The 12,401-nt window shown below is 66.9% G+C and carries 13 protein-coding genes; 2 read left to right on the forward strand and 11 right to left on the reverse strand.

All coding sequences use genetic code 11. The features are described 5' to 3' along the window. Positions 1-67 precede the first annotated feature (67 nt). The 9 genes from AC1RJ5_RS00545 to AC1RJ5_RS00585 form a co-directional block, all read right to left on the reverse strand. Positions 68-988, reverse strand: a complete 921-nt coding sequence (locus AC1RJ5_RS00545; RefSeq protein WP_493111117.1) for a hypothetical protein — start codon at positions 986-988, stop codon at positions 68-70. After that, positions 988-1,404 carry a hypothetical protein gene (locus AC1RJ5_RS00550; RefSeq protein ID WP_493111119.1) on the reverse strand — a complete coding sequence of 139 codons (417 nt, stop codon included), beginning with the start codon at positions 1,402-1,404 and terminating at the stop codon, positions 988-990. The genes AC1RJ5_RS00545 and AC1RJ5_RS00550 overlap by 1 nt, the downstream gene beginning before the upstream one ends. 317 nt (positions 1,405-1,721) lie before the next feature. Further along, entirely contained in the window at positions 1,722-2,387 is a 666-nt protein-coding gene (gene purQ, locus AC1RJ5_RS00555) for a phosphoribosylformylglycinamidine synthase subunit PurQ (RefSeq protein WP_342250499.1), read from the reverse strand. Next, positions 2,384-2,614 (reverse strand): phosphoribosylformylglycinamidine synthase subunit PurS, encoded by a 231-nt coding sequence (gene purS / locus AC1RJ5_RS00560; RefSeq protein WP_184165456.1) that lies wholly within the window; start codon positions 2,612-2,614, stop codon positions 2,384-2,386. Before purS ends, purQ begins: the two co-directional genes overlap by 4 nt. Positions 2,615-2,780: 166 nt before the next feature. Then, positions 2,781-3,560, reverse strand: coding sequence for a phosphoribosylaminoimidazolesuccinocarboxamide synthase (purC, locus tag AC1RJ5_RS00565; RefSeq protein WP_184165459.1), 780 nt, complete (start codon positions 3,558-3,560; stop codon positions 2,781-2,783). A 104-nt stretch (positions 3,561-3,664) separates the two neighbouring features. Then, positions 3,665-4,270 (reverse strand): DUF4349 domain-containing protein, encoded by a 606-nt coding sequence (locus tag AC1RJ5_RS00570; protein ID WP_493111123.1) that lies wholly within the window; start codon positions 4,268-4,270, stop codon positions 3,665-3,667. A gap of 66 nt (positions 4,271-4,336) precedes the next feature. Further along, positions 4,337-5,218, reverse strand: a complete 882-nt coding sequence (locus tag AC1RJ5_RS00575; protein WP_493111125.1) for a DUF4349 domain-containing protein — start codon at positions 5,216-5,218, stop codon at positions 4,337-4,339. A 356-nt stretch (positions 5,219-5,574) separates the two neighbouring features. Beyond that, a complete protein-coding gene (locus tag AC1RJ5_RS00580; protein WP_493111127.1) occupies positions 5,575-6,492 on the reverse strand; it encodes a hypothetical protein in 918 nt (305 codons plus the stop codon). 173 nt (positions 6,493-6,665) lie between these two features. Next, positions 6,666-6,986 (reverse strand): UrcA family protein, encoded by a 321-nt coding sequence (locus AC1RJ5_RS00585; protein WP_269575554.1) that lies wholly within the window; start codon positions 6,984-6,986, stop codon positions 6,666-6,668. A 115-nt stretch (positions 6,987-7,101) separates the two neighbouring features. On the opposite strand from AC1RJ5_RS00585, the gene AC1RJ5_RS00590 reads away from it, so the two are divergent. Continuing rightward, the gene (locus AC1RJ5_RS00590) at positions 7,102-8,037 is read left to right on the forward strand and encodes a LysR substrate-binding domain-containing protein (RefSeq protein ID WP_269575553.1); all 936 of its coding nucleotides are present in this window, start codon (positions 7,102-7,104) and stop codon (positions 8,035-8,037) included. A gap of 90 nt (positions 8,038-8,127) precedes the next feature. Here the strand turns inward: AC1RJ5_RS00590 and AC1RJ5_RS00595 are convergent, their stop codons facing one another. Both AC1RJ5_RS00595 and AC1RJ5_RS00600 read right to left on the reverse strand, forming a co-directional pair. Next, complete coding sequence (locus AC1RJ5_RS00595) at positions 8,128-8,739, reverse strand: outer membrane protein (RefSeq protein WP_269576467.1); 612 nt, start codon at positions 8,737-8,739, stop codon at positions 8,128-8,130. A 242-nt stretch (positions 8,740-8,981) separates the two neighbouring features. Continuing rightward, complete coding sequence (locus AC1RJ5_RS00600; RefSeq protein WP_493111130.1) at positions 8,982-9,617, reverse strand: outer membrane protein; 636 nt, start codon at positions 9,615-9,617, stop codon at positions 8,982-8,984. A gap of 425 nt (positions 9,618-10,042) precedes the next feature. Here AC1RJ5_RS00600 and parC point away from each other — a divergent pair, with 425 nt between their 5' ends. Continuing rightward, a complete protein-coding gene (gene parC, locus AC1RJ5_RS00605; protein ID WP_493111132.1) occupies positions 10,043-12,283 on the forward strand; it encodes a DNA topoisomerase IV subunit A in 2,241 nt (746 codons plus the stop codon). Positions 12,284-12,401: the final 118 nt, after the last annotated feature.

The following is a 12,401-nucleotide window of genomic DNA, read 5'->3' on the forward strand; positions in this document are numbered from 1 at the left end:
TCGTCACGGGGTGAGGCGGTCGCGGGGGCTATCCGCGGCCGCCTCCTTCGTTGGGGCGGGCTCGCCGTCATCGCCGGCCTTGCCATGGCGGGGCTGTGCCAAGGGCACCGCAGGATCCCAGCGTCTTGAGGCAGGACTGCCCTCGGGTCACGTTGGCCGTGCAGCGGCCCCAGAGTTCCGGCATCGCGGAGCGCAAGCTTGGCCGCTGGCGGGCGAGCGGGCCCGCGACGCATGCGAATTTGCGATCGTCCATCTCCGACAGCTGGGCGCGATACCAGAGCGCATCCGCGAGCAGCGTGCGCCCTTCGGCATGGAAATGGGCGGCGAGCGGCCGGGCGAAGTAAGAAGGAAAGTCATAGGCGGCGGACTCGCCCGCTGCGAGAAAGCCGGGAGGGTTGGCAAACAGGAAGTCCCGCGTCCGCGTGAAGCAGGGCAGGGCGGTTATCTCGTTCCATTCGAGCAGGTCCTGCGGCGCGCCCTGGATGAGGGATCGCCGGAAGCCGATCCAGGCGTAGAGTTCGAAAATTCTGGTCGTCACGGAATCGTCGTCGCCGCGGAAGCGATGGGCTTCGATGGCGCAGACCGTGGTGAGATGCCGGCGGACTTCGGTTGCCGCGCGGGCCAGGGTGCCGGCGAAATCCTCGGGCGCGGCGCTGCGCAGCCTGACCACCACCTGGTTATAGGTCGAGACGGCCACGCGAATGGGTTGCGCCTCCTCGCCATAGCCCAGGAGGGTAAGGGCGGGGAGTTCAAAGCCGCCGAGATGTTCGAGCGGGACTTTCTCGGTCCCGCACTGGCGCCGGGCTTCCGGCCCGGCCGGAACGTGGCAATTGCCCTTGGACGCGCTGGCGGCGGGGCGGGGCCTGGCGCTTGCCTCGGCCGAGCGATTGCCCTGGCTGATCCCCTGCGGCGTGCCGCATGCCGACATCGCCAGCAGGAGGAGGCCGATGCCGGCCAGGCGCTTTCGGGGGATGCGCGGGATGCGCATTACCGCATCCGCTTGCGCAGCGCGCGATAGCGTTCCCGCGCTTCGGGGAGGCCGGGTTCCGCCGGGCCGGAATCATAGGGCATGACCTGGCCGCCCTTGGACCCGACATTCGGCGTGTAGATCCACAGCGTGCCGCCCCGCGACTGCCCGGCCTGGCGGTACAGGTACAGGGCTGTCGGCCAGTCGCGGGGCGCGACGACGCCCTCCTCGAGCAGGATGCCGAGCGTGAGTTGCGATTGCTTGTCGCCGCTGTGCGCGGCGTTGGCGAGACTGCGGACGATGGGGTTCGGTGCGGTGGTCAGCGCCTCGATGCCCTGTGGCGCGCGCGTGCAGCCGCCGGCCATCCACAAGGACAGGCCGCCGGCTATCGCCAATGCGCTGCGCCGGGCCCATGAAACCAGGATTGTCGGCTGCACCCCGTCCACCCCTTTCAATGTTCTCGTTCGCGGTCGCCAAAGAAACGACATCGATTGCCCGCCATGAGATTCGGGCGATCATTTGTCGCACTATGGTCCGCGCACGCACGGGCAGCAATGGCGGGATGGGGGTTCAGTCCGCTGTTCGGTGCGTGACTTGACTGCTTCAGTGCGCGGCGTCGGAATTGCCTCCGCGGCTCCCACGCGCATCCGGCCGGGAAGACCCGGGGGCACAAGCGGCGAGGCATGGGAGCGCTGGCCCCCGGCTTTCGCCGGGGAGCGGGGCGTCGTCCGGATTGGAGACCCGAAGGTGCGGCTTACGCCACCGCCTCGAGCAGGCCCTCGAACAGGCGGCGGCCGTCGGTGCCGCCATGCGCGGCTTCGATGCGGCGCTCGGGATGCGGCATCATGCCGAGCACATTGCCGGCCTTGTTGAGCACGCCGGCGATGTTGCGGGCCGAGCCGTTGATGTCGGCGGCATAGCGGAAGGCGACCCGGCCTTCGCCCTCGATCCGGTCGAGCGTCTCGGCATCGGCGAAATAGTTGCCGTCGTGATGCGCCACCGGGATCGTGATCTGCTCGCCCGCGCGATAGGCCGAGGTGAAGATCGATTGCGAATTGTCGACCGTCAGCGGCACGTCGCGGCAGACGAAGTTGAGGCCGGAGTTGCGCATCAGCGCGCCGGGCAGCAGCCCGGTCTCGGTGAGGACCTGGAAGCCGTTGCAGATGCCGATCACCGGCATGCCCTTGTCGGCTGCCTCGATCACGGCCTTCACCACCGGCGAGCGCGCGGCGATGGCGCCGCAGCGGAGATAGTCGCCGTACGAGAAGCCGCCGGGCAGGGCGATCAGGCCGAGACCCTGGGGCAGCTCGGTCTCGCCGTGCCACACCATGGCGGGCTTCACGCCCGTCACCGCTTCCAGCGCGACTGCGATGTCGCGATCGCAGTTGGAGCCCGGAAAGACGATGACCGCGGTCTTCACAGCTTTTCCACCCGGTAGTTTTCGATGACGGTGTTGGCGAGCAGCTTGCGGCACATCTCGTCGATGGCCTCGTCGCTGGTGCCGTCTGCGAGCACGAGCTCGAAGATCTTGCCGGCGCGGACGTCTTCGACGCCGTCAAAGCCGAGGCCGCCAAGGGCGTGCTGGATGGCCTTGCCCTGGGGGTCGAGCACGCCGTTCTTCAAGGTGACGATGATGCGGAGCTTCATGGGCAGCGCCTATGGCCTCGTCCGTTCGTCGCTGCAAGGCGAAAGCGTGTCTTTTTAGACAGCTTCCCCGGCGAAAGCCGGGGCCCGGGCCCGCAGGCGACGGGCATGGAAACCCTGGGCCCCGGCTTTCGCCGGGGAACAGCGGTTTCCAGTAGTGGAGGAAGGCTTACTTGCCCCGGCGCTTCCGGTGGCTTTCGAGGTCGAGCACGGCCGAGTCCTCGCCTTCCGGGAACAGGCCCAGGCGGCGCGCGACTTCCTGATAGGCTTCGACTTCGCCGCCCAGGTCGCGGCGGAAGCGATCCTTGTCGAGCTTCTCGCCGGTGGTCATGTCCCACAGACGGCAGCCGTCCGGGCTGATCTCGTCGGCCAGGATGATGCGCGAATAGTCGTTGTCCCAGATCCGGCCGAACTCGAGCTTGAAGTCGACCAGGCGGATGCCGATGCCGGCGAACAGGCCCGAGAGGAAGTCGTTCACGCGGATGGCCATGTCGGCCATGTCGTGCAGCTCTTCCTGGCTCGCCCAGCCGAAGCAGAGGATATGCTCGTCGGTGACCAGCGGATCGCCGAGCGCATCGTCCTTGTAGTAATATTCGATGATCGTGCGCGGCAGCGGGGTGCCTTCCTCGATGCCGAGCTTTTTCGCGAGGCTGCCGGCGACGACGTTGCGCACCACGACTTCGATCGGGACGATCTCGACCTGGCGGATCAGCTGCTCGCGCATGTTGAGGCGGCGGATGAAGTGAGTCGGGATGCCGATGCCGGCGAGCAGCGTGAAGACGTGCTCGGAGATCCGGTTGTTGAGGACGCCCTTGCCGTTGATCGTGCCCTTTTTCTGGGCATTGAAGGCGGTCGCGTCGTCCTTGAAATACTGGATCAGCGTGCCGGGTTCGGGACCCTCGTAGAGGATCTTTGCCTTACCTTCGTAGATCTGCCGGCGGCGTGCCATCGGGTGCGTTTTCCCCTGGAAAGTCATTGCCCCGGCGGCGCGGGGAATCCGCGAGCCTGCCGGGGCGAGAGGCGGCCTATAACGAAACGGGGGTGCGCGCGCAATCATGCATCCTCGTTAACGGGACCCAATCCGGCATGGCGCCAGCGGCGCAGCAGCGGGCGGGCGACGAACAGCGCCAGCGCGGCGAGCAGCGCCCAGGGCGCGAGGTAGATGACGAGCAGCAACAGGGTACGCCCGGTGCCGGTCACTGCGGCGCCGGACTGGGCGATCGCGTCGCCGACCTGGCCGAAAAAGCCCTGCCGCGTCGGCGCCGCCACCGGTGCGGTGACCGGGGCATAGCTGATCGAGAAGTCCGAATAGGCGACGCGGCGGCGCAGCTCGCCGAGCCAGCCCTTTGCCTGGTCCAGCTCCTCCTGCGCCTGGGCGACGCTGCGCTCGGCCTCGACCAGCTCGCCGACCTTGCCCTGGCGGCCGCGCAGCATGTCGGTGAGTCGCGCGACCAGGATCTCGCGCTGGCGCAGGCGCGCGTCGGTATCGACCAGATCCTTGGAGACGTCCTCCGCCGAGATCTGGGTATCGACCGCGCGGCCGCCGGCCTTGCCCACCGCGGCGGTGAGGTCGGTCGAGACCTGCTGGGCGATCACGCTGGCGACGCGCAGCTTGAGATGCGCGCTCTGGGTGCCGTCATCGCCGCTCGCGCGCTGCATCGCGACGAGCTGGCAGCGCGGGCCGTGCCGGTTGAGAACCGGCCGTTTCCGCCGGGTCGGGCCGCGTCAGGCCGCTTCGGCGGGCTTGGCGCGCTTGCGGCGGACCAGCAGCACTACCGGAATGGCGAGCAGCACCCAGGGGAGCAGATAGATCGCCAGCGTCAACAGCGCGCGGACGCCGATCAGGAAGCTGGCGAAGGAGCCCTGGCCCGCCTCGGTGAGCTGCCCGGCGACGCTGCCGGAGTTGGTTGCCGGCGCGATCGCCGAATAGCGGATCTCGAAGTCCGACATCGCGACCCGGCCCTGCAGCTCGCTCAGCCAGCCCTTGGCCTGGTCGAGCTCTTCCTGCGCCGAGGCGACGCTGCGCTCGGCCTCGACAAGTTCAGAGACCTTGCCCGAGCGGGTGCGCAGCACTTCGGTCAGCCGCGCCACGAGCAGCTCGCGCTGGGCGATCCGCGCCTTGGTATCGACGATCTGCTTGGAGACGTCGTCGGTGGCGACCTTGGTCCCCGTCGCGCGGCCGCCCGCATCGCCCGCGACCTTGCCCAGTGCGTCGGAGAAACGATGCGCTTCGCTGGTGACGACGCGCAGCTTCGTCAGGGCGTCGCCGGATTTGTCCTGGCTGTCGTCACGCTCGAAGGCGAGCAGCTGGCAGCGCGTCGGACCCATGTCCTCGCACAGCCGGCGGTGCGCATCCTGAACCGAGGCGAGCCGGTCGCCGGGCAGGAGGTAGCCGAGCGAATAGCTGTAGGCGAGCTGGGGCAGGCTGACCTTCACCTTCTCGGCCTGATCCTGCTTGCCGGCGCCCTTGGCGTCGCTCGCCGGCGCGTCCGCCGACTCGAACATCTGGGCGGCACTGTCGTCCGCGCGGGTGGTCTGGCTGTTCTCGGCAGCCGAACAAGCCGCCAGGGTGCCGGCCAGCAGAAGCACTGGAACAAGACGCTTCATAATCCCTCCTTGCCACAATCTGGCCATAATCCATCATAGGGGTGGGATTTATGTCAAGGCACAATTTCGCCTTAATTGGGGCGAGATTGTGGCGATGGGTGCGTAGGCTGGGGTTTCGGCTCTGGAGTGGGAGCGAAGGAATGCGTCCCACGTCACCCATGCGAAGGCGGGGATCCAGGGTTTGCGAGGGTGTCGCTTAGTGACTCTGGATCCCTGCCTGCGCGGGGATGACGGGAATAGGGGAAGGGCTTGCGCCGAGCCTTGGGGCCTGTCGGCAGTCAGGCGGAAATTCGAAGCTGTTCCCCGGCTTTCGCCGGGGGAGCGTAGAGGTCTGGGAGCAGGAGGGGCGCTACCCCCTAGGCGTGATGATCCTCTTCGTCGCGGGAGAACCAGCGCTGGATCAGGTTGCGATTGTCGGCACGGGGGCGGGTGTCGTGCCCGTCATGGCCGTCATGATAGCCGTCGTCATAGCCTTCCGCGCGGCGCGGTTCGGGATCGGAGCCGATCGCGCGGCCATGGATGATCCAGCGCAGCACCAGCACCACCGCGAGCATCAGCAGGCACCACGGCCCGATGCTGGCGAGCAGCTGGACGAGCTGGGCGACCGAATTCTCGAGCGTCTGCCCCGCGGTCTGGAAATTCGCCTCGGACGAGCCGAGCCCGCTCAGCGCGCCGCTCGATTCATAGGTGAACAGCATCGGCACATTGGCGAGGGTCTGGCCCTGGCTGGCCTCGACCTCGGCGATCACCGCCAGCGCGTTCTGCAGCCGGGCCGCGCGCGCCTGGGCGTCGGGCGTGGTGCTCGACTTGGCATTCTGGAGCTGGTCCTGCAGCCGCTTGACCACCGCCACGCTGCGCGCGGTCGCGGTCGAGTCGGCGCCGGTGATCTCGGTATCGGTCAGCACGCCATAGGAAGCGGCGACATTCTTGGTGACCGCATCGCCGAACTGGCGCGCGATCGAGGGATCGATGCGTACGGTGAGCACCGCGCGGGTCTTGTTCCCGTCGTCCACCCGGTAGCGCATCGCCAGGATGCGGCAGCGCGCCGGGCCGATCCGGTCGCAGGCATCGGCATTGGACTGGAGGACGCCCTTCACCTTGGCGCCGGGCAGGCGATAGGCATAGCGATAGTCGAAGCCGGTGCCGGTGGAGGCGAATGCCTCGGCATTGGCGGACGATGCGAAGTCCGACTTGTCCTTGCCGTCCGCGGAGCGATTGATGTCATCGCAGCCCGCGAGCAGCGCGAACGCCGCCAGTGCCCAAACGAATCGCATGGGTTCCTCCCTGTTCCTTCACGAAGGAGTAACCATAATTTCGTGACAGGCCCAACCCGCCTGGATCGCGCCGGTCATCCCTTTTCGGGATCGCGCCGATCGATATCAGCAATGCTTATGGGTGGCGGGCGGCGTTGCACTGCCGCCCGCCTCTTCGTGTTCCGAGGGATCAATCAGGGAACAGCGGAGATCCGGACCGGCGCCGCGCTGCGCGCCACCGCCTGCTCGCGCGCCGTGGCGATCGCGCGCCGGGCCTCGGCCTGGCAGCGCAGCGATTCCGGCGCGGGATTGATGAAGCCGGGGCGCACCTTGCCGCAGACTTCGTCGAGCGCGCGGGCAATCCGGCGGTCGAGCGCCTTGCGGTCGGCGGCACGGGAAAGGTCGAGATCGGCGTAGCTGACACGCGCGATATTGGTGCGGTCCTGCGCCTTCGCGGCCAGCGGGATCAGCGCCGGGGAAAGGATCAGGGCGAGGGGGATGAGCATCTTCAGCATGGCTTGGTTCCTTTGGATGCGCGCCATGTTCGGCACCCCCTCCATCTGCGCCCGAAGCCGCGCCGGGACCAACTAATCCTTGGCTAACAGGCATAAGCTGTGCTTGTATATGGAAATGCGCCGCCTTCCGCCTCTCGCCGCCGTTCGCGTCTTCGAAGCCGCCGCGCGCCACGGCAATTACACGCGCGCCGCCGAGGAACTGGGCATGACCCAGGCTGCAGTGAGCTATCAGATGAAGCTGCTCGAGGAGCGGCTGGGCGTGGCGCTGTTCGCACGCAGCGGCCGCGGCATCGCGCTCACCGAGGTCGGACAGCGGATCGCGCCCCAGCTCACCGGCGCGTTCGATGCGATGGGCAAGGCCTTCGCATCGATCCATGCCGAGACCGAGAGCGTGATCAGCATCACCGCGCCGCGCACGCTCGCCACCAACTGGCTGGCGAGCCGCCTGGGCTCGTTCCAGCTCGCCCGGCCCGACCTGGCGGTGCGCCTCCATGTCGGCGACGAGATGATCGACCTGCTCGCCGGCGAGGCGGATATCGCGCTGCGCGGCGCGCCCGGGCCGATGCCGGGCCATTGCTGCCACTTCCTGATGCGGATGCCGGTCACGCCGATGGCCAGCCCGGCTTTCCTGGCCAAGCATCCGCCGGTGCGCACGCCGCAGGACCTGCTCGAGCTGCCGCGGCTTACCTATCGCGACGATTGGTGGGACTTGTGGTTCGCGGCCGCGCTGGGCGAGGCGCCCGATACCAGCCAGATGCCCGGGCTGCGCTTCGATTCGCAGATCCTTGACGGCAATGCCGCGATCGCGGGGCACGGCTTCGCGATCCTCAGCCCGCCTTTATGGCAGCCGGCGATCGATGCCGGCCAGCTCGTCCAGCCGCTGCCGCAGGTGGCGCATTACCGCAATGCCTTCTGGCTGATGTATGCCGAGAGCAAGCGCAACCAGCCCAAGATCCGCGCCTTTCGCGACTGGCTGCTGGCCGAAGTGAAGCTCTCGCTGCGCGACGATCGCTGGGGGGCGGGGGTGCCGCCCGAGGGGGTGCAGGCCTGACGCTTTCAGTTCCCCGGGCGAAGGCCGGGGAACCGCTTGCTGACGGAACAGGGGGACGGGGACAAGCCGTCCCCCTGCCGGCGTCACGCCTTAGAAGCGCACGCCGATGCCGGTGAGCAGCTGGTGGCGATCGTTCTTGAGGTTCCCGACATCGCTGTAGCTGGTGTAGCGATATTCGGCCTTGGCATAGACGTTCGAGGTGAGCTTCTGCTCGAGGCCTGCGCCGAGCCGCAGTCCGTCGGACTTCCTGTCGAAGGACGGGCCGGCGCTGCTCGCGATATTGTAGCTCTGGCTGGCCCAGCCGACCTTGCCGTAGATCAGCGTCTTCGGGCTCAGCGCATAACCAAGGCGGCCGGAGACATCGATGTCGCGGCCGGCGCTGACCTTGTAGCTGTTGGGGTCGCCGGGCGGGAAGGGGCCGACCTTGGTGTTGCCGGCGACCATCCAGCCGATACCGGCTTCCACGCCGAGCGTGACACGCTTGCCGACCGCTACGTCGAATCCCGCGGCGCCGCCGGCACGCATGCCGGTCAGTTCCTGGCCGGCAATAGCGTCGTCGCCGCTCTGGTCGAGGCCGATCGTTGCTTCGACGCGCGGGCCGGCAAAGGCCTTGGCCGGCGCCTGTTCGGTTTCCTGAGCAAAGGCAGTGTTCGCGCCGGCGAGGCAAGTCGCGGCGGCGAGTATCAGGATCGAGTTACGCATGTTGCTCACTTTCGTTCAAATTCCCCTGTGTTTCGGGGACGGAACGACGATGATGATCCCGCAATGATCCGTGAGAATTTGTAATGCTGCGGTGAGATTTTGCGAGAAAATGCGAAATGCGGCAGGGTTCGTGTTTTAATACTGACTCTATTGTGGCGATTTTAGGATTTTATGGCGGATTTGCCTTTTTTATTGCTGCGGCGGAGGGCGATTTATGCAGCCGCCCTCCGCCGGGTATTGCGCTAGAAGCGGACGCCCAGGCCGGTGAGCAGCTGGTGGCGGCTCGTGCCCGATGCGTTGCCCAGCGGGTCATAGCGAGAGTAGCGATATTCGGCCTTGGCGTAGATGTGCTTGCCCAGCATCTGCTCGACGCCGGCGCCCAGGCGAAAGCCGTTGTCGGTACTGCCATGGCCGGTCGCAGGGGTCGGCGAATAGACGATGTAGCGATAGGTCGCGTCGGCCCAGCCGGCCTTGCCATAGACGAGTGTACCCTTGCCGACCCTGGCGCCGAGGCGGACCGAAGCGTCGATATCGCGTCCGGTGCTCAGCTGGAATTCGAAGAGCTGGCCATTGGGGAAGCCGTACCCCATCCGCTCCTTCCCGGCGGCCACGCCCCAGCCGATGCCGGCCTCTACGCCAAGCGTCAGGGTTTTGCCGATCGCGAAGTCATAGCCGATCGCGCCGCCGACGCGCGCGCCCCGGATATCCATCCCGAGCTCTTCCTCGTTGGTCTGGTCATAGCCGATCGTGGCTTCGATGCGGGGGCCGGTGAAGGGATTCCGGCCGGTGTCCCGGGGTTCGGCGCTGTCCTGGGCGGCGGCGGTGGAGGCGCCGAAGGCAGTGAGGGCGAGGGCAGTGAGCAGGAGGGGCTTGCGCATGGAGTATCCTTGTTCTGGAACGACGTCTCGCGTCTGGCCCGAACACGGAGGTGCTTCCGGTCGCCCGCAGAAACCTGCGACCAGGGTCGACCGGCATGCGACCGGGGCCGCCCGCGCCTGGTGCATGCGGAGCGAAATAGATTGTGCCGCGGGCTGGAAAAGTTGGAAATGTTCTGCTTTGGTTCCGGAATGCCTGTCTGCTCCGAACCCTGGCTTCGATCATCGGCTTCGTTGCCGCTCCCGCGTGTGCGTGGGGATTCAAGGGATTCAACATTTTTTGGCGAGGGATTCGGCAAAAGCGTGGAAAATTCGTGGTTTAGGGATTCAACCAATCGGTTGAGCATCGAAATGCCCGACGACATGGTTGAATGTCGCCGCCACCCGGCTTGGCGCTTTGGCTTTGCTGCTGCTATCCGGGGTGGGAAATGAGCCTAGACACCGATCTCCAAGACCCCGGCGCGCCTTCCGATGTCCCCTTCGACAGCGCGCTTTCCGAGCGCTACCTGGTCTATGCGCTCTCTACGATCACCGCGCGCTCGCTGCCCGATGTCCGCGACGGGCTGAAGCCGGTCCACCGCCGCCTGCTCTGGGCGATGCGGCTGCTGCGGCTCGATCCCGCGAGCGGCTACAAGAAGTGCGCCCGCGTCGTCGGCGACGTGATCGGTAAATACCATCCGCACGGCGATCAGTCGGTCTATGACGCGATGGTCCGCCTCGCCCAGACCTTTGCTCTCAGATACCCGCTGGTCGACGGCCAGGGCAATTTCGGCAATATCGACGGCGATAACGCTGCGGCCTATCGCTACACCGAGGCACGGCTCACCCAGGTCGCCATCGACCTGATGGACGGGCTCGACGAGAATGCCGTCGATTTCCGCCCCACGTACAACGGGGAAGACGAGGAGCCGGAGCTTTTCCCGGGCCTGTTCCCGAACCTGCTCGCCAATGGCGCGGCCGGTATCGCGGTGGGCATGGCGACGAGCATCCCGCCGCACAACGCCGCCGAGCTGATGAACGCCGCGGTGGCGCTGATCGACAATCCCCAGGCCAATGTCCTCGACTATGTCCAGGGTCCGGATTTCCCGACCGGCGGCATCATCGTCGACAGCCCGGCGGCGATCGCCGAGGCCTATAGTACCGGCCGTGGCGGCTTCCGGGTGCGGGCGAAGATCGAGAAGGTCACCGAGAAGGGCGGGGGCTGGCACCTTGTCGTCTCGGAGATCCCCTACGGCGTCCAGAAGGGCAAGCTGATCGAGGGGATCGCCGATCTCATCAACGAGAAGAAGCTGCCGATCCTTGGCGATGTCCGCGACGAGAGTGCCGAGGATATCCGCATCGTGCTCGAGCCGCGCAGCCGCACGGTGGTGGCCGAGGACCTGATCAACAGCCTCTACCGCCTCTCGGACCTCGAGACGCGCGTGCCGCTCAACCTCAACGTGCTCGACAAGCACCGCACGCCGCGGGTTATGAGCCTGCAGGAAGCGTTGCTCGGCTGGATCGAGCACCAGTTCGTGGTGCTGCGCCGCAAGTCCGAGCACCGCGTGGCGAAGATCACCGACCGGCTGGAGCTGGTCGGCGGCTATATCATCGCCTTCCTCAACCTCGACCGGGTGATCGAGATCATCCGCACCGAGGATGAGCCCAAGCCGGTGATGATGGCCGAGTTCGAGCTGACCGACCGCCAGGCCGAAGCGATCCTCAACATGCGTCTGCGCTCCTTGCGCAAGCTCGAGGAGATGGAGCTCAAGCGCGAGCGTGACGCGCTGGAGAAGGAAAAGGCCGATCTGGAGACGCTGCTCTCCTCCGATGCGCGCCAGCGCACCCGGATGAAGCGCGACCTTGCCAAGATGATCGAGCGCTACGGGCCGGAGACGGTGCTCGGCAAGCGCCGCACCGTGGTCGAGGAAGCGGCGCCGGCGCGCGAGATCCCGCTGGAAGCAATGATCGAGCGCGAGCCGATCACGGTGATCCTGTCGGCGCGCGGCTGGATCCGCGCGATGAAGGGGCATGTCGAGGATCTGTCGGGCGACGCGCTGAAGTTCAAGGAAGGCGATGCTGCCTATCTCGCCTTCCACGCCCAGACCACCGACAAGCTGCTCCTCGCCGCCGATAATGGCCGTTTCTACACGCTGGGCGCGGACAAGCTGCCCGGCGGGCGCGGATTCGGCGAACCGGTGCGCCTGATGATCGACCTGGAAGGCGAGCGGAACATCGTTGCGCTGCTGCCGTCCAGCCTCGCACCGAAGCTGCTGGTCGCCGCCGATGACGGGCGCGGCTTCGTCGTGAAGGTCGAGGATGTGATCGCCGAGACCCGCAAGGGCAAGCAGGTCGTGACGCCGCGTGCGGGCGCGCATCTCAAGCTGGTCCGGCCGATCGGGGCCGAGGACGATGCGGTGGCGGCGGTTGGCGACAATCGCAAGCTGCTGGTCTTCCCGCTCTCCGAAGTGGCGGAGCTTGGGCGCGGCCAGGGCGTTCAGTTGCAGCGCTACCGCGACGGTGGCCTGAGCGACGTGCGGACGTTCAGGATGGTCGATGGCCTGAGCTGGGCGATGGGCGGCGAGAGCGGCCGGACGCGGACGGAAAGCGACCTCTCGCCCTGGCGCGCTACACGCGGCGCGGCGGGGCGGATGGCGCCCAATGGCTTCCCGCGGGACAATCGTTTCTGACCCGCGGATAAAAGTCTGTTGTTTCAGGTGGTTTTAACCAATCGGGGCTAGGCCGGTCACGATGGTGTTCGCCAGAGCAAAGAAGAAACGAGTCGAGGCACCGCTGCCCCCGCCGCAG

It is taken from the genome of Sphingomonas sp. GW822-FHT03G08, assembly GCF_058801135.1.

Excerpts from the sequence above, each read along its gene's own strand:
- AC1RJ5_RS00545 (WP_493111117.1), bottom strand. The coding sequence starts at position 988 with ATGCGCATCCCGCGCATCCCCCGAAAGCGCCTGGCCGGCATCGGCCTC.
- purS (WP_184165456.1), bottom strand. The coding sequence starts at position 2,614 with ATGAAGCTCCGCATCATCGTCACCTTGAAGAACGGCGTGCTCGACCCC.
- purC (WP_184165459.1), bottom strand. The coding sequence starts at position 3,560 with ATGGCACGCCGCCGGCAGATCTACGAAGGTAAGGCAAAGATCCTCTAC.
- AC1RJ5_RS00570 (WP_493111123.1), bottom strand. The coding sequence starts at position 4,270 with ATGCAGCGCGCGAGCGGCGATGACGGCACCCAGAGCGCGCATCTCAAG.
- AC1RJ5_RS00575 (WP_493111125.1), bottom strand. The coding sequence starts at position 5,218 with ATGAAGCGTCTTGTTCCAGTGCTTCTGCTGGCCGGCACCCTGGCGGCT.
- AC1RJ5_RS00580 (WP_493111127.1), bottom strand. The coding sequence starts at position 6,492 with ATGCGATTCGTTTGGGCACTGGCGGCGTTCGCGCTGCTCGCGGGCTGC.
- AC1RJ5_RS00585 (WP_269575554.1), bottom strand. The coding sequence starts at position 6,986 with ATGCTGAAGATGCTCATCCCCCTCGCCCTGATCCTTTCCCCGGCGCTG.
- AC1RJ5_RS00590 (WP_269575553.1), top strand. The coding sequence starts at position 7,102 with ATGCGCCGCCTTCCGCCTCTCGCCGCCGTTCGCGTCTTCGAAGCCGCC.
- AC1RJ5_RS00595 (WP_269576467.1), bottom strand. The coding sequence starts at position 8,739 with ATGCGTAACTCGATCCTGATACTCGCCGCCGCGACTTGCCTCGCCGGC.
- AC1RJ5_RS00600 (WP_493111130.1), bottom strand. The coding sequence starts at position 9,617 with ATGCGCAAGCCCCTCCTGCTCACTGCCCTCGCCCTCACTGCCTTCGGC.
- parC (WP_493111132.1), top strand. The coding sequence starts at position 10,043 with ATGAGCCTAGACACCGATCTCCAAGACCCCGGCGCGCCTTCCGATGTC.